The organism is Mycobacterium deserti (assembly GCF_025345615.1).
GTDB lineage: Bacteria > Actinomycetota > Actinomycetes > Mycobacteriales > Mycobacteriaceae > Mycobacterium > Mycobacterium deserti.
In genome coordinates this window covers 255,078-272,867 of sequence record NZ_JAODWD010000001.1, presented here as the reverse complement: position 1 = coordinate 272,867, position 17,790 = coordinate 255,078, and the positions used below count along the sequence as shown (strand labels likewise).

Sequence of the window (17,790 nt, the reverse complement as noted above, 5' to 3'; positions counted from 1 at the left end):
AGGGGGCTGGGCAGCCGCTTAACAGATGGCCTAGATTCTGTTGCGTGACTGCCTACGACTTCGCCCTTTTGATCCTGCGCGTCGCACTCGGCCTCACCATGGCTGCGCACGGTTACAACAAGTTCTTCGGCGGGGGCCGCATCCCCGGCACGGCCGGCTGGTTCGAAAGCATCGGCATGAAGCCCGGCGTGTTCCACGCTCGCGTCGCCGCAACCACCGAGATGGCGGCCGGTATCGGCCTGGCGGTCGGACTGCTGACGCCCGTCCCGGCGGCCGGCTTCGTGGCCCTCATGCTGGTCGCAGCCTGGACCGTGCACCGGGCGAACGGCTTCTTCATCGTCAAGGAGGGTTGGGAGTACAACCTGATCCTCGCGGTGGCGGCCATCGCGATCGCCGGTCTCGGCGCGGGCAAGCTCAGCCTCGACTACGCGTTCTTCTCCGGCACCGCACTGTGGGACTGGGTGCAGGGCTGGCGCGGACTGGCCGTCGCGGTAGCGCTGGGTCTCGTCGGCGGGATCGGTCAGCTGGCGATTTTCTACCGCCCACCCGCCAAGACCGACGCGTAGTCGGCGAGCGCGCCGAACCGCACCGCAGGAGCTAGAACACGTTCTAGTCTTGCCGCCATGGGATTTCTCAAGCCCGACATGCCCGTCGTCGACTTCGCCGAGTGGAGCAAGGGCACACGCTCAGAAAAGATCCGCCCGATGGCCCGGCACTGGGCCGAGGTCGGCTTCGGCACCCCCGTGGTGATGCACCTTTTCTACGTCGTCAAAATCCTGCTCTACATCCTCGGTGGCTGGTTGTTCGCGCTGGCCACCGAGGGCGTCGACGGGTTCACCAACGTCGCGCAGTGGTGGACCGAGCCCATCGTGTTCGAGAAGGTCGTGCTCTACACCATGCTGTTCGAGGTCGTCGGCCTCGGATGCGGCTTCGGCCCGCTCAACAACCGGTTCTTCCCGCCGATGGGCTCGGCTTTGTACTGGTTGCGGCCATCAACGATTCGGCTCCCACCGTGGCCCAATCGGGTGCCGCTCACCAAGGGGGACACGCGCACGCCGCTCGACGCCGCGCTGTACGCCGCGCTGCTCGTGGTCCTGATCGTCGCGTTGTTCTCCGACGGCACCGGGCCAATTCCCGCGCTCGGCACGACGGTCGGCGTGCTGCCGCTCTGGCAGATCTGGACCATCCTTGGGCTCCTGTTGGTACTGGGCCTGCGGGACAAGGTGATCTTCCTGGCCGCCCGCGGCGAGGTCTACGGCTCGTTCACCGTCGCGTTCCTGTTCGTCGGATACGGCGTGGACATGCTGCTGGCCGCCAAGCTCGTGTGCGTGGCGATCTGGATGGGCGCCGCGACATCGAAGCTGAACAAGCACTTCCCGTTCGTGATCTCGACGATGATGTCGAACAACCCGCTGATTCGGACGAAGTCGCTGAAGCGGAAGTTCTTCGAGAAGTTTCCCGACGACCTTCGGCCAGGACCGGTATCGCGGTTCATCGCACACTTCAGCACCGCCATCGAAATGCTGGTCCCGTTGGCGCTGCTGTTCTCGCATGGCGGATGGCCGACGGCGATCGCCGCCTTTGTGATGCTGGTCTTCCACTTCGGCATCCTGTCCGCCATTCCGATGGGCGTACCGCTGGAGTGGAACGTCTTCATGATGTTCTGCGTGGTCACGCTGTTCGTCGGCCATGCCGATCTCGGCCTGTCGCAGATGAGTACGCCGTTGCCGGTACTTTTGTTCGCGACGCTGGCCATCATCGTGATTCTCGGAAATCTGTTCCCGCGCAAGATCTCGTTCCTGCCCGGCATGCGGTACTACGCAGGCAACTGGGACACCTCGTGGTGGTGCATCAAGCCCTCAGCGAACGAGAAGATCGAGCGCGGCCTCGTGGCCATCGCCAGCATGCCGGCGTCTCAACTGGAGAAGGTCTACGGCAGCCCAGAGCAGGCGATGATCTACCTGTACAAGGGATATGCGTTCCGCGGGTTCAACTCTCACGGCAAGGCCCTGCTGACGCTCGTGCACCACGCGCTGGCAGGACGCAACGAGGACGACTACGTCATCACCGAAGGCGAGCGGCTGTGCAGCACCGCCGTCGGCTGGAATTTCGGCGACGGCCACATGCACAACGAACAGTTGATCGCGGCGATGCAGAATCGTTGTCAGTTCGAGCCGGGCGAGGTGCGCGTCATCCTGCTCGACGCACAGCCGATCCACCGGCAGCGACAGGAATACCGCCTCGTCGACGCCGCCACCGGGGAGTTCGAGCGGGGCTACTGCAACGTCGCCGACATGGTCATGGGGCAGCCGTGGACCGACGACATCCCGGTTCACGTGACGTGGCAGAAGGACAGTGCCGACGCCCCGTGACCGTACGCGCGGTAGAGCCGGGGCCCTGCCTACCAACCAGTAGGTTGACCTAGTAAACTTTGTTCATCTACCTTCGGGGAAGACCACATTTCAAAGGAGAAAGTCATGGCTGAAGCCGTCATCGTCGAGGCCGTGCGGTCGCCGATCGGCAAGCGCAACGGTGGACTGTCGGGCGTACATCCCGCCGAGCTCTCCGCGCAGGTGCTCAAGGGTCTCGTCGACCGGACGGGCATCGACCCCGAGGTGATCGACGACGTCATCTGGGGCTGCGTCATGCAGGCGGGGGAGCAGGCCCTCGACATCGGGCGCACGGCGGTACTGGCGGCCGGCTGGCCGGAGACCATCCCGGGCGTCACCGTCGACCGGCAGTGCGGGTCGAGCCAGCAGTCCATTCACTTCGCAGCGGCCGGTGTCGTGGCGGGGCACTACGACGTCGTGGTTGCAGGTGGCGTCGAGTCGATGTCGCGCACGCCGATGGGCGCGTCGCTGGCCAACGGCGGCAACCCCTATCCGCAGAGCTTCAAGCAGCGTTACGACCGGACTCCGAACCAGGGCATCGGTGCCGAGATGATCGCCGAGCAGTGGGGCCTCGACCGCGCCATGGTCGACGAGTTCTCGCTGGGCTCACACGAGAAGGCCGCGGCAGCACAGGATTCCGGTGCGTTCGACGATCAGATCGTGGCGATCAAGGATCAGGACGGCAGCCCGGTCCTCAAGGACGAGGGCATCCGTCGCGGCACCACCCTCGAGAAGATGGGTCAGCTCAAGCCCGCGTTCAAGGAAGACGGTGTGATCCACGCCGGGAACTCGTCGCAGATCTCCGACGGTTCGGCCGCCCTGCTGTTCATGTCGGCCGAGAAGGCGAAGTCGTTGGGCCTCAAGCCGCTCGCCAAGGTGCACACCGCCACTCTGGCCGGCGCTGACCCGGTGATCATGCTCACCGCGCCGATTCCGGCCACGCAGAAGGCGCTCAAGAGGTCCGGGCTGAGCCTGGACGAGATCGGCGTTTTCGAGGTGAACGAGGCGTTCGCCCCGGTGCCCATGGCGTGGCTGAAGGACATTGGCGCCGACGAGAAGAAGCTGAACCCCAACGGTGGAGCGATCGCATTGGGCCACCCGCTCGGCGGATCGGGCGCCCGCATCATGACCACCATGCTCTACCACATGCGCGACAAGGGAATTCAGTACGGCCTGCAGACCATGTGTGAGGGCGGCGGCCAGGCCAACGCCACCATCATCGAGCTGCTGTGACAGCTGCCGCCGCGGCCCCAGCCGCTCTCACCGAGCGGCGGGGCAGGAATGGTGACGTACTGCTTATCACCCTCAACCGGCCGGAGGCCCGCAACGCGATCAACAGCGCCGTGAGCACTGCGGTCGGCGACGCGCTCCAGGCAGCTCAGGACGATCCCGACGTGCGCGCTGTGGTGCTCACCGGTGCCGGCGAATCGTTCTGCGCCGGAGCGGATTTGAAGGCGATTTCGCGTCGGGAGAATCTGTTTCATCCCGACCATAGCGAGTGGGGGTTCGCGGGATACGTGCACCACTACATCGACAAGCCGACCATCGCCGCCGTCAACGGCACCGCGCTGGGCGGAGGTACCGAGCTCGCGCTGGCCAGCGACCTGGTCGTGGCCGAGGAGCGGGCGAAATTCGGTCTGCCCGAAGTGAAGCGGGGTCTGATCGCCGCCGCCGGCGGGGTGTTCCGCATTGTCGACCATCTACCTCGCAAGGTGGCGATGGAATTGCTGTTCACCGGCGAGCCGTTGAGTTCGGCCGACGCCGCGAAGTGGGGCCTGATCAACCAGGTGGTGCCCGACGGCGCCGCAGTCGATGCGGCGCTCGCGCTCGCCGAGCGCATCACCTGCAACGCGCCTCTCGCGGTATGGGCGAGCAAGCGCGTGGCCATGGGCGTCGACAACGGCGTCATCGTCGGCGACGAACCCGGCTGGGCACGGACCCTGCGCGAGATCGTCTCAGTCATGCGTTCCGAGGACGCCAAGGAAGGACCGCTGGCCTTCGCCGAGAAGCGCCAGCCAGTTTGGAAAGCGAAGTAATGAAGCGAACGATCTACGACGCCGAGCACGAGGCATTCCGCGACACCGTCCGCGGATACATCGACAGTGAACTCATCCCCAACGCCGAGAAGTGGGAGGCCGAGCGGATCGTCGACCGGTCCGCCTATGTGGCGGCGGGCAAGCACGGGCTCATCGGGTTCAACATGCCCGAGGAGTACGGCGGCGGCGGCACCGACGACTTCCGGTTCAACGCGATCATCGACGAGGAGATCGCCAAGGCGGGCGTTCCCGCGCCCGCACTAAGCCTGCACAACGACGTCGTCGCACCGTATTTCAAGGAACTGGCCAACGACGAGCAGAAGGAGCGGTGGCTGCCCGGGATCGCCAGCGGCGAGACCATCATCGCGATCGCGATGACCGAGCCCGGCGCCGGCAGCGACCTCGCGGGCATCCGCACCTCGGCTGTGCGGGACGGCGACGACTGGATCGTCAACGGATCCAAGACGTTCATCTCGTCAGGTATCAACAGCGACCTCGTGGTCGTGGTCGCCCGCACCGATCCCGAGGCCGGACACAAGGGTTTCACGCTGCTGGTCGTCGAGCGCGACATGCCCGGATTCACCCGCGGTCGCAAGCTCGACAAGATGGGCCTGCACGCCCAGGACACCTCGGAACTGCACTTCGAGAACGTCCGGGTGCCGAACGCCAATCTTCTCGGCAAGGAGGGTCGTGGCTTCTACCACCTGATGACCAATTTGCCGTCCGAGCGGCTGTCGATCGCGATCACCGCGGTCGCCGGCGCGCGTGAAACGTGGCGTCAGACACTGCAGTACGCGAAGGACCGTAAGGCGTTCGGCCAGCCGATCGGCAGCTTCCAGCACAACCGGTTCGTGCTGGCCGAGATGGACACCGAACTCGATGTCACCGAGCAGTACATCGACCGGTGCCTGCAGGGCGTCGTCGACGGCGAACTCACCGCGGTGGAAGCCGCCAAGGCGAAGTGGTGGGCCACGGAGACCGCGAAGAAGGTCATCGACGGCTGCGTGCAGTTGCACGGCGGATACGGCTACATGATGGAGTACCGCGTCGCGCGCGACTACGTCGACTCGCGCATCCAGACCATCTTCGGCGGCACGACCGAGATCATGAAGGAGATCATCGGCCGCGACCTCGGGCTCTAGCCGGCTCGCCGGCGTGGGCTCAGCCGATCGGGACGTCCGCGGCCGGGGTCGGCTCGGTCGTCGTCGTCTCGCTGGTCGACGTCGCCGACGGCGTGATTGCCTCGGGCGGAGTGGCCGGGTCGAGCACGGTATCGATCAGATAGATGCGGGCGTTCTGCGCAGCGATGCCGCCGCAGATCACCTTGGCGGTGTCGTTGATCTTGATGTCGCCGTTGGTTCCTTCGACCTTGATCTCCGCGCCCTGCTGCGTGGGTCGCTGACCCTTCACGTCGGCGGGGCCGAGCAGGCCGAGGAAGACGTGGTAGAAGTCCAGGTCGGTCAGTGCCTTCGGGTCGTTCTTGAGGGCGTCGAGCTGTCCGGGCGGCAGCTTCGCGAACGCCTCGTCGGTCGGCGCGAACACGACGTACGGTCCGTTCTCCAGCACCGGGACGACGTTGACGGCGGGGTTCAACCCGCCGGAGATCGCCGCATTGAACGTGCTGACGTCCGCGATCTGGGAAAGCACCTGGCCCACCGGCTGGTTGATGAAGCCCTTCCAATTCGGGTTTGCGGCCCGGAACGGATCGCAGTCACCCTCGAGGCCCGGGATGACCGGCTCCGCCGGCTTGGTGGGCGTCGGCGATGCCGGCTGCGCATAGGCGGTCACGGCCAGCGGCACGGAAACGGCGATCGCGGCCACTCCCGCCGCGGCGGCAACAGCCTTGCTGGTGCGAGTCTTCACTTGCGGCTCCTCAGCTAGTCAGGTCGCATCGAATGGTAAGGGCCTGAGTCGACGATCACCAAAGTCACTACCTCGCCGAAGTCACTCCGCACCCGCGCTGACCTGGGGTTTGCGAATCTGCGCACACAACCCCGCGGCGACCAGGCAAAGCCCCGCCGCGAGGTAGAACGCCAGGTCGTAGTCGCCCTGAAGGTCGCGTAGCCAACCGGCACCGCCCGCGGCAATCGCCGCGCCGAGTTGGTGAGAGGCGAATACCCAGCCGAACACGACGGGAGTCCGGGCGCCGAAGTAGTTGCGGCACAGCACGATCGTCGGCGGCACGGTCGCCACCCAGTCCAGCCCGTAGAAGATGACGAACACCCATGTGCTCGGCTCGGCCTGCGGAGACAACAGCGACGGCAGCAGAAGCAGCGACAGTCCGCGGCCCGTGTAATACACGACGAGCAGCAGCCGCGGGTCCACCCGGTCGGTGAGCCAGCCCGAGAACACCGTGCCCGCTACGTCGAGGATCCCGATCGTGGCCAACAGGCCTGCCGCGACCGTCGTGGGCATGCCGTGGTCGTTGGCGGCCGGGATGAAGTGGGTGCCGATCAGCCCGTTGGTCGTCATGCCGCAGATCGCGAAGCTGGCCGCCAGCAGCCAGAAAGCGGGGACTCGCGCGCCGATCACCAGCCCCTCGAAGGCGGCACGGAAGCTCGACGCGGGCACCGGGGCGGGCTCGGTCGTCGTCGCGCCGTAGGCCGTCAGGCCCTTGTCCTGCGGGTAGTTGCGCATGAACACCAGCACCAGCGGGATGACGCTCAGCGCCGCCGCCGCGACGATCAGCGACGCCCACCGCCAGCCGTGGCGGGTCGTCACCTCCGCCACCACGGGCAGGAAGATCAGCTGCCCGGTGGCGCTGGCTGCTGTCAGCACGCCGGTCACCAGACCGCGGCGCGCCTCGAACCAGCGGGTCGCCACCGTGGCGACGAATCCCATCGAGATCGACCCGGTCCCGACCCCGACCAGCACGCCCCAGAGCAGGACGAGTTGCCAACTCGTCGTCATCGTCACGCTGAGCGCCGAACCAGACGCGATGAGCAGTAGAGCCGCCGAGAGCACCGGCCGCACGCCGAAACGGTCCATCAATGCCGCGGCGAATGGCGCCGTGAGCCCGAAGAGCGTCATGTTGACCGACATCGCCAGCCCCACCGTGCCGTGCGACCACCCGAACTCGTGGTGGAGCGGGTTCATCATCACGCCCGGCACGGACCGGAAGCCCGCCGCGCCGAGGATGGCCACGAAACTCACCGGCGCAACGACCCAGGCCCAGTGGATGCGGGGGGCGCTCTTGCGCGCGGCGGTCAGCGTCACCGAACCACTGTCGCCGACCGGCTCTCGGTCGACTAGTGGCATGAACGACACCATGCATCAAAAACATGCCAAACTGGCGGCATGCATCGCGTTGCCGTCCTCCTGCTGCCGCCGGTGGTCGGCTTCGACGCGACGATTCCGACTCTCCTGTTCGGCAACGCCGCGGATGCGGGCGGGGAGGCGTTGTACAAGGTGGTGACCTGTGGCCTGTCGACGGATCCCGTCGCGGCGACGGCGGGGTTCGCGGTGCTGCCGGAAGCCGGACCGGAGGCTTTGGCGAGCGCCGACACGGTGGTGATCCCCGGCACGCGGTACCCACCTGCCCGTGCCGACGGAGTGCTCGCATCCGAGGTATCGGCAGCGCTGGCTTTGATTCGGCCCGGTACCCGGTTGGTGTCGATCTGTACGGGCGCCTTCGTCCTCGCGGCCGCCGGGTTGCTCGACGGTCGGCCCGCCACCACACATTGGAAGTACGCCGACACACTTCGTGAGATGCATTCTCAGGTGCGGGTCGACGAGAACGTGTTGTTCGTCGACGACGGCGACATCTTGACCTCGGCTGGTCTCGCCGCGGGAATCGACCTGTGCCTGCACATCATTCGCTCCGATCACGGCACGCAGGTGGCCAACGCCGTCGCGAAGTACTGCGTTGTGCCGCCGTGGCGCGAAGGCGGTCAGGCACAGTTCATCGACCGGCACGTACTGGCACCCGACGACTTCTCGACGGCCGCGACACGCGAATGGGCCATGGGGAGACTCGACGAGGAACTGACGGTGCAGCGGATGGCCCGGCACGCAAAGATGAGCGCGCGCACGTTCAACCGGCGCTTCCGCGCGGAGACCGGACAGTCGCCGGGGGTGTGGGTGCGCGCTCGCCGCATCGACCGCGCCCGCGAACTGCTCGAGTCGCGTGATCTGAGTGTCGACGAGGTGGCCCGGCTGTCCGGACTCGGTTCGGGCGGCAACCTCCGCCATCACCTGCGGCGCGGGGTCGGCATGTCACCGACGGGCTACCGCAAGGTGTTTCAGGGCGTGTAGTCGGGCAGCACCGCGGCGACCGCACCCGCCAGTGCGTCGGCCGTCTCGCGGGTGTCGCGCCCGCAGCCGGCCTGCACGAGCGCTCCTATCAGCCCGAAGTGCAGCGTCTCGGTGACCTCGGGCCAGGCCCCGGAGCGCAGCGCCGTGCACACGCGCCGGTGGTACTCGGCGTTGATGCGGTGGCGGATGGACCGCACTCCCGGTTCGTCACCGATCAGCGCGGCCGAACACGCGGCGGCCAGGCCGGGCTCGTCGGCCAGCAGCATCACCAGTTCGCAGAACTGTTCGGCGATGCGCGCCCGAACGTCCTGTTCGACGTCGACGGTCAACGGGGCCGCACGCAACCGATCCAGGTAGATCTCGGCGACGATCGCGTCCTTGGACCCGAAATGTGCTCGGATGCCGCCATATCGGACTCCCGCGCGCTTGGCGATCATCGACATGGTGACGTTCTCGTAGGGGATCTCGCGCAGCAGCTCCACGGTGGCGTTCAGCGCCCTGCGTGCGTCGGTGTCGTCGACGCGGCCACGATCGTCGTATGACCGCAGATACACGACGTCAGCCATCTGCGTCAGCCATGGTCACGCATGCCACGCTACAAGAGGGCGCATACGATGACGCGCATGCCTGCGCCGCTGATCGTGCCCATTCGTGGCCATGTGCCCCAACTGGACGCCGAGTCGTGGGCGGCGCCCAACGCGAGCCTGATCGGTCGGGTATCGCTGGGGTCCTTGTCGAGCGTCTGGTACGGCGCCACGCTGCGGGCCGAAGCCGAACCCATCGAGGTCGGGGCGGGCACGAACATCCAGGACGGCGTGACCGTACACGTCGATCCGGGGTTTCCGGTCCGCATCGGCGCGAACGTGAGCGTCGGACACAACGCCGTACTGCACGGATGCGAGATCGACGACGGCTGCCTCATCGGTATGGGGGCGGTCATTCTCAACGGGGCCAAGATCGGTGCAGGATCTCTGATCGCGGCAAGCGCGTTGGTGCCGCAGGGATTCGTGGTGCCGCCGCGGTCGCTGGTCGCCGGCGTCCCAGGCAAGGTGCGCCGGGACCTCAGCGACGACGAGGTCGCCCACAATTCGGGCAACGCGCTGGTCTACCAGCAGTTGATCGAACTGCACCGTGACGCGTTGCACTGATTCTGAGCGGGGCGTACCGGGTACAGCCGTACGGTGAGTTTGCGCATCCTCGTCACCGGCGCGACCGGCTACATCGGTTCCCGCCTCGTCACCGCCCTTCTGAGCGAGGGCCACGAGGTCGTTGCCGCCACCCGAAATCCGAAGCGTCTGGCCGATTTCGGTTGGTACGACGAGGTCGACGGCGTCGCGCTGGACGCGCACGACGAGGACTCGGTGGCCAACGCCTTCGCCGAGGCGGGGCCCATCGACGTCATCTACTACCTGGTGCACGGCATCGGTCAGCCGGACTTTCGCGAGGCGGACAACCGCGGAGCGGCCAATGTGGCGAACGCGGCCAAGGCCGCAGGAGTGCGGCGCATCGTCTACCTCGGCGGCTTCGTGCCCGAAGGCGATCAGCTCTCCGAGCATCTGACCAGCCGGGCCGAGGTCGCTCACGCGTTGAACGTGGAGGGCGGTCCGGACGTGGTGTGGCTGGGCGCGGCGCTCATCATCGGCGCTGGGTCGACGTCGTTCGAGATGCTGCGTTACGTCAGCGACCGGTTCCTGCTTATGCCGCTGCCCGGTTGGTCGTCGAACCCGATCGACCCGATCTCGATCAGCGACGTGCTGTACTACCTCGTCGCCGCGGCCGACGGCGACCGGGTGCCTGCAGGCGCGTACGACATCTACGGCCCGGAGACCTCGTCGTATGCCGACCTGCTGCGTGCATACGCGCGAAACGCGGGCAAATGGCGCGCCGAACTGCCGGTTATCGGTATCGACACCTCGTTGGTGTCGAAGGTAACGGCCGCGGTGCTGCCCGTGCCGGGTGGCCTGGCCTCCGACCTCGTTGAGTCGCTGGACCATTCGATGGTGGCTTCCGAGACAGGACTGCGCGACCTCATCCCCGACCCGCCGGGTGGTCTGGTCGGGATCGACGAGGCGATGCGGCGCGCGTTGTCGAGCCGCAGCCGCACGCCGGTGAATCAGCTCACCGATCCGCACCACCTTGCCGATTCCGACCCGCCGTGGGCGGGCGGCGACACGCTGCGCATCCGGCAGCTGGCCGAGCCGTTCATGCCGTCGTTCGCCCAGGCCGCTCTCGGCCTGCTCGAAGCGGTGCCGGGGCCCGTCGCGGCCGCGGTCCGCACCGGGCTCGACACGCTGGCCGACTTCGTGCCGAAGGTGACGCCGGCATGACCGAAGTCGGCACGGGCCGAACGCGCTGGCGCGCCGAGGTCAAGGAGATCATCGACGCCTGCCCGGTTCCGCATCACGAACCGCCCTCGTTGGTCCGTCGCAGGCGCATCGTCGTGTCGGTGGTATTGGTGATCGGTGCTGCGCTGCTTGGCTATTCGCTGACCCGTCCGCCGGGGGACGATTCGTTTTACTGGTTGACGTTGGCCCTTGCGGGTGTGTGGGCATTGGGCGCATTAGTGTCCGGTCCGCTGCATCTCGGTTGTATCAAGTTCCGGGGCCGCAATCAGCGGCCCTTCATCACCGGTACGGCGGTCGGCCTGTCGCTCGGTGCGGTGTTCGTCGTCGGAGGACTCATCGCCCGCGAGATCCCCGGCGTGCGCGAATACATCACGCGGGTACTGGAATTCGCCGATTACGGGCCGCTGGTGCTCGTCACGTTCATCACGGTCATCAACGGACTGGCCGAGGAGATGTTCTTCCGTGGCTCGCTGTACACGGCGCTGGGGCGTCATCATCAGATACTGATATCCACGGTCCTCTATGTGGCCGCAACAGCAGCGACGACCGGCAACCCGATGTTGGGTTTCGCGGCGATCGTCCTCGGTCTGGTCTGCGCATTCCTGCGCCGAATCACCGGCGGCGTGCTCGCACCGATGCTCACCCACTTCTTCTGGGGCCTCATCCTGGTGCTCGCACTGCCGCCGATATTCGGCGTCTAGCGCAGCGGATTGGCGACTTCGTCGCGGCGCATTCCGGCCGCCCACATCGCGATGGCGGCCAAAATGACCGGGGCGATGCCCGCGACGAGGAAGATCGTCTGCATCGAAACGACTTTCGACAGCGGCCCGACGATCGCGAACGACACCGGCATGAACGCCAGCGAGACGAAGAAGTCCAGGCTGGACACTCGGCCGAGCATCGCGGTCGGCACGCGCCGCTGCAGCAGCGTGCCCCAGATCACCATCCCGGCGCCGTCGGTGAAGCCGATGACGAACGTCGCCACCGCCATCAACGCGAACGACGACGTGAACCCGAACACCACCAGCGGAACGGCGCCGACGCTCCACATCGCCATCATGACCGTCAGGTAGCGACGCGGCAGCCGCCACGACGAGACGCTCAACGCCCCGAGGGCGCTGCCGGCTCCGAAGAACGCGAGGACGAATCCGTACATCCGCGCGCCGTCCTCGAAGCGGTCGTTGGCGATGAACGGCAGAAGCACCTCGATCGGACCCAGGACGACGAGCACGAACACGCTGGCGAACAGCAAGGTCCACAAAAGCCACGGCGTGCCGAGCACGAAGACGAAGCCTTCGCGCAGATCGCGCAACACGTGCGGGCGTTCTGGATCCGGTTCGGTCGCTGCGATTTTCGCAGGCCGGGTCGCCACCAGCAGCGCCAGTCCGATGGCGAACAGTACGGCCACCGTCACGGCGCCGAGTGCGGGGAAGGTCGCACCGATGAGGACACCCCCGATCGCGGGGCCGACGGCGCGCTGGAAGACCGGTCGCACGACACCTTCGACACCATTGGCGGCCAACAGCTGTTCTGCGGGCAGGATGCGGGGCAGGATCGCGCTGTAGGCGGGGAAGAAGAAGGCCGCCGCGATACCGAGTACGGCCGCGGCCACCGCCATGTGCCAGATCCGAAGCAGGTCAAGCAGTCCCAGCACCGCGACCGCCGACACCGCGACAAGGTTGACCGCCTCGACGGCGATGATGATGGAGCGCTGATTGATGCGATCCGCAGCGATGCCGCCGACCAGAACGAAGGCGACGAGGCCTGCGCCGAGACATGTCGCGACCAATGACAGCGACGTCGGATCGTTGGACAGCTCGATGACCTGTAAGGCCATGACGACGGCCCACATGCCTTCGGCGAAGATCGACAACGAGACCGCGGTGATCAGCAGGCGGTACTCGCGGATCCGGAAGGGTGCGAGCACACGCCAGCCGCCGGTGCGGACCGGCTGTTCGAGTTCGAATTGCGTGCTCACACAATGGATAGTCGCCGACGAGGGGTGGGCGAGTCCACCGAATTTCGGCCCTGTGAGCCGTCGTCCCCGCGACGACTAAGAGTCGGTGAACTCCGGGGCGCGCCGCTGCTGGAACGCCTTGGTGCCTTCGCGGAAGTCGTGAGAGTTCAGCAGTTCCAGTTGGCCGCGCTTCTCGAGTTCGAGGGCGCTCTCGAACGAGGTCAACGTCGCGGTGTTGACGGCGTCCTTGGTCTTGCGCAGAGCCACCGCGGGGCCCGACACCAGCGTCGCGAGCACCTTGTCCACCTCGGCGTCGAGCGCGTCGGCCGGATGAACCGCCGTCACCAGCCCCCACTCGTAGGCGTCGGCGGCCGTGATGCGCTCGGCCAACAACGCCATCCGCATCGCCCGGATGCGACCGATCGCCGCAGCGATCAACGCCGACGCGCCGCCGTCGGGCATCAGCCCGATTTTGGTGAATGCAAGCATGAAAAACGCTTTCTCGGAGGCCAATACGACATCCGACGACAACGCCAGCGACACTCCCACCCCCGCCGCGGGCCCCTGCACAACCGCGACGACAGGCTGCGGCGAGTTCACGATCGCCCGTACCGCTCGGTTGGCCGCGTCGAGCACGTCGGCGGGCGTGCCGCTCGCGCCCGGATTGGCATGGTCCTCTTCACTGATTCCCGCGCCGGAGGAGAAGCCGCGCCCCGCGCCGCCGAGTCGCACGACCTTCACGCGCGGATCGGATGCCGCACGCTCGAGCGTGTCGCCGATGGTGGTGAGCATCGGCGCCGTCAGCGAGTTCAAGCTGTCCGGCCGGTTCATGGTCACGCTCAGGACGCCGTCCACCAACGCGACAGTGAGGTCGTCGATACCGACGTATGAGTCGACGGATGTCATGGCTGCACCCTAGGTCGGACCCACTTGGTTATACAAGTAAGCTATGTCGCGGTCGACAACGTTCGTCGGTCTGTCGAAGGAAGGGCGGTCAACCATGGCGGGACCACTTCACGGATTGCGAGTCATCGAACTCGCGAGCATCGGCCCCGGCCCGCACGCCGCGATGATCCTCGGCGACCTCGGCGCCGACGTCGTGCGCGTGGAACGCCCCGGCAAGCTCGGCGGCATCCCGACCAGTAAGCGCGAGGCCACCCTGCGCAACCGTCGGTCGGTGACCGCCGACCTGAAGTCCGACGAGGGACGCGAACTCGTGCTCAAGTTGGTCGCGAAGGCCGACGTGTTGATCGAGGGGCTTCGACCCGGCGTGACCGAACGACTCGGCCTCGGCCCGGAGGACTGCGCGAAGGTCAACGAGCGACTCGTCTACGGGCGCATGACCGGTTGGGGCCAGACCGGACCGCGCCGACTGCAGGCCGGCCACGACATCAACTACATCTCGCTCAACGGCGTGTTGCACTCGATCGGACGGGCGGGCGAACGCCCCGTGCCGCCGCTGAACCTCACCGGTGATTTCGGCGGTGGGTCGATGTTCCTCCTCGTTGGCATCCTCTCGGCGCTCTGGGAGCGCCAGACGTCGGGCAAGGGCCAGGTGGTCGACGCCGCGATGATCGACGGTTCCAGCGTGCTGGCCCAGATGATCTGGAGCTTCCGCCAGGACGGACTGTGGTCCGACGAGCGCGGCGTCAACATGCTCGACGGTGGCGCCCCCTACTACGACACCTATACCTGCGCCGACGGTCGCCATGTCGCCATCGGGGCGATCGAACCGCAGTTCTACGCCGAGGCGCTCAAGGGTCTGGGTCTCGACGGCGCGGACCTGCCCGACCAGAACGACATGAGCCGCTGGCCCGAACTGCGGGCTCGCATCGCCGAGGCCTTCGCGAGTAAGGACCGCGATCACTGGGCCAAGGTGTTCGCCGACAGCGACGCGTGCGTGACGCCGGTGTTGTCCTTCGGCGAGGTCGAATCCGAACCCCATGTCACCGAACGTGACACGTTCTACCGGGATGATTCGGCTGACGGCGACTACCTGCAGCCCATGCCCGCGCCACGGTTCTCGCGCAGCGTGCCGCCCACCCCCACCCCGCCCGGTGACGCCGGGGCCGACACCGAAGCCGTCTTACGAGACTGGGTTTAGAGAAAGGAATCCGCTGTAGTGGAGATCAAGGACGCCGTAGCCGTTGTGACCGGCGGCGCGTCAGGCCTGGGCCTGGCGACCACCAAACGACTGCTCGACAAGGGCGCATCAGTGGTCGTCATCGACCTCAGGGGCGCGGACGCCGTCGCCGAACTCGGTGATCGCGCCCAGTTCGTCGAGACCAACGTGACCGATCCCGAAGCCGTGACCGCGGCGCTGGACGCGGCGGAGAAGATGGGTCCGCTGCGCATCAACGTCAACTGCGCGGGCATCGGCAACGCGGTCAAGACGCTGGGCAAGGACGGGCCGTTCCCGCTCGACGGCTTCAAGAAGGTCGTCGAGGTCAACCTGATCGGCACGTTCAACGTGCTGCGCCTGGCCGCCGAGCGGATCGCCAAGACCGAGCCCGTCAACGGTGAGCGCGGCGTCATCATCAACACCGCCTCGGTCGCGGCCTTCGAGGGGCAGATCGGTCAGGCGGCGTACTCGGCGTCCAAGGGCGGTGTGGTCGGCATGACGCTGCCGATCGCCCGCGACCTGTCGCGCGAGTTCATTCGCGTCGTCACCATCGCCCCCGGTCTGTTCAAAACTCCGCTGCTCGGCTCGTTGCCGGAGGAGGCGCAGGCCTCGCTGGGCAAGCAGGTACCGCATCCGGCGCGGCTCGGCGATCCCGACGAGTACGGCGCGCTTGCCGTGCACATCGTCGAGAACCCGATGCTCAACGGCGAGGTCATTCGCCTCGACGGCGCGATCCGGATGGCGCCCCGATGAGCGCTTGCGCGAAGAGCGAGGAGCACAGATGACGATCAACACGAAGTTCACCGAGACCTTCGGGATCGAGCATCCTGTCGTGCAGGGCGGCATGCAGTGGGTCGGCCGCGCGGAACTCGTTGCGGCCGTGGCCAACGCGGGCGCGCTGGGGTTCATCACGGCGTTGACGCAGCCGACACCGGCCGACCTCGCCAAAGAGATCGCCAAGTGCCGTGAGCTGACCGACAAGCCCTTCGGCGTCAACCTGACGATCCTGCCGACGATCAACCCCCCGCCGTACGACGAGTACCGCCGGGTGATCGTCGATTCCGGCATCAAAATCGTCGAGACCGCGGGCTCGAACCCGGCGCCGCACCTTCCGATGTTCCATGACAACGGCATCAAGGTGCTGCACAAGTGCACCTCGGTGCGGCACGCGGTCAAGGCGCAGAGCCTGGGCGTCGACGGCATCAGCATCGACGGCTTCGAGTGCGCGGGGCATCCCGGCGAGGACGACATCCCCGGTCTGGTGTTGATCCCTGCCGCGGCAACCAAGATCGAAATTCCGATGATCGCCTCCGGCGGCTTCGCCGACGCGCGTGGGCTGGTCGCCGCGCTGGCTTTGGGCGCCGACGGCATCAACATGGGCAGCCGCTTCATGTGCACCGTCGAATCGGCGATCCACCAGAAGGTGAAGGAAGCGATCGTGGCGGGCAGCGAGCTCGACACCGAGCTGATCTTCCGACCGCTGCGCAACACGGCCCGGGTGGCCAGCAACGCGGTGTCACGTGAGGTGGTACAGATTCTCGACAACGGCGGTCAGTTCGAGGACGTCAAGGATCTGGTTGCCGGCAAGCGCGGCGTCAAGGTCTACGAGATCGGCGATCTCGACGCCGGCATCTGGAGCGTGGGAACGTCGATGGGTCTCATCAACGACATCCCGACCTGCGGGGAACTGGTGTCGCGGATCGTCGACGAGGCGGAGGAGATCATCACCGGGCGACTGGGCGGCATGGTGGAAGCCGTCGAGAAGGAAAACGTCGCGTAAGAGGTCACAGAAAAAGAGGCATCAACGAAGTACGCCCGCGGCGGGCAAACTGAATGCCCGCCAAAGGCGGGCATTCGATCACACTGCTTCTGGCAGCGTGTGCTCGTCGTTGAGTTGCTCCGAGGTGTCGCCCTCTACCAGGACATCGCCGTGGTAGAGCGCGTCGAAGTCAACCTTGATGACGTCGGCACTGGTGTCGTCGATCCACATGTACTGGAGAGTAACCATCACCATTAAGGAATCATTGAGTCTCGATTCGGAAAATGGTGGCAATTCTTACCGGGAAGTAGGTTCCGGACTTACCGGCAAGTAAGTTTGCGCTGGTCAGCCCGCGGGCGCGGTGAAGTGGATCGGATTGGACCCCAGCAGCGCGATCCAGGTCAGTATCGCCGCGGCGAACGCCGCGACGAGCAGTCCGACGGCGAGGCGCGTCGAGAAGGTCGTGCGGCCGAGGACCTTCGCGTCGATTGAGTAGGCGCCCGCACCGGTGAACAGGAGCGCGGTCGCGCCGATACCGATCAGGAACGGCACGTTGAACGGCTCCGACCAGAACGCGCCGCCCGACACGTTGACCGCCCATGCGTCGACCATGGCGCTGATCACTGCGAACGCCGCCAACGGCGTGGCTGCGCCGAAGATCAGGCCGAGCCCGCCCAGCGTCTCGGCCGCGGTGACCATGAAGGCGGCCAGCCCAGGGAGCCGCCATCCGGCGGACTCCATGAAGCCAACCGTCGTGCTGAAATCGAAGACTTTGATCAGACCCGCCTGAAGAATCGCTGCGCCTACCCCGATGCGCAGAATCAGCAGTCCGACGTCCGCTGTGGTGTTGCGGGTGGTGGCTGGGGCGAGGTCCGTGGTTGTCATGCCGAATACGACTACCAGAGGGGCAAAAAGTCATCGGGCCGA

19 protein-coding genes are annotated in these 17,790 nt (G+C 66.5%); 12 read left to right on the top strand and 7 right to left on the bottom strand.

Features of this window, described 5'->3' with window-relative positions; translation table 11 throughout:
- Positions 1 to 44: 44 nt before the first annotated feature.
- From N4S67_RS01350 to N4S67_RS01330, 5 genes are all read left to right on the top strand, one after another.
- Positions 45 to 566 carry a DoxX family protein gene (locus N4S67_RS01350; RefSeq protein WP_260991141.1) on the top strand — a complete coding sequence of 174 codons (522 nt, stop codon included), beginning with the start codon at positions 45 to 47 and terminating at the stop codon, positions 564 to 566.
- 57 nt (positions 567 to 623) lie between these two features.
- Positions 624 to 2,372, top strand: coding sequence for a DUF3556 domain-containing protein (locus N4S67_RS01345; protein WP_260991140.1), 1,749 nt, complete (start codon positions 624 to 626; stop codon positions 2,370 to 2,372).
- Positions 2,373 to 2,477: 105 nt separating this feature from the next.
- Positions 2,478 to 3,623: a thiolase family protein gene (locus N4S67_RS01340; protein WP_260991139.1), complete on the top strand. Its 1,146-nt coding sequence runs from the start codon at positions 2,478 to 2,480 to the stop codon at positions 3,621 to 3,623.
- Entirely contained in the window at positions 3,620 to 4,426 is an 807-nt protein-coding gene (locus N4S67_RS01335; RefSeq protein WP_260991138.1) for a crotonase/enoyl-CoA hydratase family protein, read from the top strand. Before N4S67_RS01340 ends, N4S67_RS01335 begins: the two co-directional genes overlap by 4 nt.
- Positions 4,426 to 5,568 carry an acyl-CoA dehydrogenase family protein gene (locus N4S67_RS01330; protein ID WP_260991137.1) on the top strand — a complete coding sequence of 381 codons (1,143 nt, stop codon included), beginning with the start codon at positions 4,426 to 4,428 and terminating at the stop codon, positions 5,566 to 5,568. Before N4S67_RS01335 ends, N4S67_RS01330 begins: the two co-directional genes overlap by 1 nt.
- A 19-nt stretch (positions 5,569 to 5,587) precedes the next feature.
- Here the strand turns inward: N4S67_RS01330 and N4S67_RS01325 are convergent, their stop codons facing one another.
- Both N4S67_RS01325 and N4S67_RS01320 read right to left on the bottom strand, forming a co-directional pair.
- Complete coding sequence (locus N4S67_RS01325) at positions 5,588 to 6,289, bottom strand: fasciclin domain-containing protein (protein WP_260991136.1); 702 nt, start codon at positions 6,287 to 6,289, stop codon at positions 5,588 to 5,590.
- An 81-nt stretch (positions 6,290 to 6,370) separates the two neighbouring features.
- Positions 6,371 to 7,684: an MFS transporter gene (locus tag N4S67_RS01320; protein WP_260991135.1), complete on the bottom strand. Its 1,314-nt coding sequence runs from the start codon at positions 7,682 to 7,684 to the stop codon at positions 6,371 to 6,373.
- 39 nt (positions 7,685 to 7,723) lie between these two features.
- On the opposite strand from N4S67_RS01320, the gene N4S67_RS01315 reads away from it, so the two are divergent.
- Entirely contained in the window at positions 7,724 to 8,680 is a 957-nt protein-coding gene (locus tag N4S67_RS01315; RefSeq protein WP_260991134.1) for a GlxA family transcriptional regulator, read from the top strand.
- On the opposite strand, the gene N4S67_RS01310 is transcribed toward N4S67_RS01315, so the two are convergent.
- Positions 8,668 to 9,246 (bottom strand): TetR/AcrR family transcriptional regulator, encoded by a 579-nt coding sequence (locus tag N4S67_RS01310; RefSeq protein WP_260991133.1) that lies wholly within the window; start codon positions 9,244 to 9,246, stop codon positions 8,668 to 8,670. The genes N4S67_RS01315 and N4S67_RS01310 overlap by 13 nt on opposite strands.
- A gap of 48 nt (positions 9,247 to 9,294) precedes the next feature.
- Here N4S67_RS01310 and N4S67_RS01305 point away from each other — a divergent pair, with 48 nt between their 5' ends.
- Genes N4S67_RS01305 through N4S67_RS01295 form a run of 3 tightly spaced genes read left to right on the top strand, consistent with a single transcriptional unit; the run spans position 9,295 to position 11,726 of the window.
- On the top strand, positions 9,295 to 9,828 hold the full coding sequence (locus N4S67_RS01305) for a gamma carbonic anhydrase family protein (RefSeq protein ID WP_260991132.1): 534 nt from the start codon (positions 9,295 to 9,297) through the stop codon (positions 9,826 to 9,828).
- Positions 9,829 to 9,867: 39 nt separating this feature from the next.
- Positions 9,868 to 11,007 carry an NAD(P)H-binding protein gene (locus N4S67_RS01300; RefSeq protein ID WP_260992004.1) on the top strand — a complete coding sequence of 380 codons (1,140 nt, stop codon included), beginning with the start codon at positions 9,868 to 9,870 and terminating at the stop codon, positions 11,005 to 11,007.
- Complete coding sequence (locus N4S67_RS01295) at positions 11,004 to 11,726, top strand: CPBP family intramembrane glutamic endopeptidase (protein WP_260991131.1); 723 nt, start codon at positions 11,004 to 11,006, stop codon at positions 11,724 to 11,726. Before N4S67_RS01300 ends, N4S67_RS01295 begins: the two co-directional genes overlap by 4 nt.
- Here the strand turns inward: N4S67_RS01295 and tet(V) are convergent.
- Both tet(V) and N4S67_RS01285 read right to left on the bottom strand, forming a co-directional pair.
- A complete protein-coding gene (gene tet(V), locus N4S67_RS01290) occupies positions 11,723 to 13,003 on the bottom strand; it encodes a tetracycline efflux MFS transporter Tet(V) (protein ID WP_260991130.1) in 1,281 nt (426 codons plus the stop codon). The genes N4S67_RS01295 and tet(V) overlap by 4 nt on opposite strands.
- Positions 13,004 to 13,078: 75 nt before the next feature.
- Positions 13,079 to 13,888, bottom strand: coding sequence for an enoyl-CoA hydratase (locus N4S67_RS01285; RefSeq protein ID WP_260991129.1), 810 nt, complete (start codon positions 13,886 to 13,888; stop codon positions 13,079 to 13,081).
- 94 nt (positions 13,889 to 13,982) lie between these two features.
- Between N4S67_RS01285 and N4S67_RS01280 the strand changes: the two genes are divergently transcribed.
- The 3 genes from N4S67_RS01280 to N4S67_RS01270 are packed head-to-tail and all read left to right on the top strand — an operon-like array spanning position 13,983 to position 16,884.
- Complete coding sequence (locus N4S67_RS01280; RefSeq protein ID WP_260991128.1) at positions 13,983 to 15,086, top strand: CaiB/BaiF CoA transferase family protein; 1,104 nt, start codon at positions 13,983 to 13,985, stop codon at positions 15,084 to 15,086.
- A gap of 18 nt (positions 15,087 to 15,104) precedes the next feature.
- Positions 15,105 to 15,857 carry a 3-hydroxyacyl-CoA dehydrogenase gene (locus N4S67_RS01275; RefSeq protein ID WP_260991127.1) on the top strand — a complete coding sequence of 251 codons (753 nt, stop codon included), beginning with the start codon at positions 15,105 to 15,107 and terminating at the stop codon, positions 15,855 to 15,857.
- Between the two features lie 28 nt (positions 15,858 to 15,885).
- Positions 15,886 to 16,884, top strand: coding sequence for an NAD(P)H-dependent flavin oxidoreductase (locus N4S67_RS01270; RefSeq protein WP_260991126.1), 999 nt, complete (start codon positions 15,886 to 15,888; stop codon positions 16,882 to 16,884).
- A gap of 78 nt (positions 16,885 to 16,962) precedes the next feature.
- Here N4S67_RS01270 and N4S67_RS01265 read toward each other — a convergent pair whose 3' ends face one another.
- Both N4S67_RS01265 and N4S67_RS01260 read right to left on the bottom strand, forming a co-directional pair.
- Positions 16,963 to 17,094: a hypothetical protein gene (locus N4S67_RS01265; protein ID WP_260991125.1), complete on the bottom strand. Its 132-nt coding sequence runs from the start codon at positions 17,092 to 17,094 to the stop codon at positions 16,963 to 16,965.
- 114 nt (positions 17,095 to 17,208) lie between these two features.
- Positions 17,209 to 17,748, bottom strand: a complete 540-nt coding sequence (locus N4S67_RS01260) for a DoxX family protein (protein ID WP_260991124.1) — start codon at positions 17,746 to 17,748, stop codon at positions 17,209 to 17,211.
- Positions 17,749 to 17,790 lie beyond the last annotated feature (42 nt).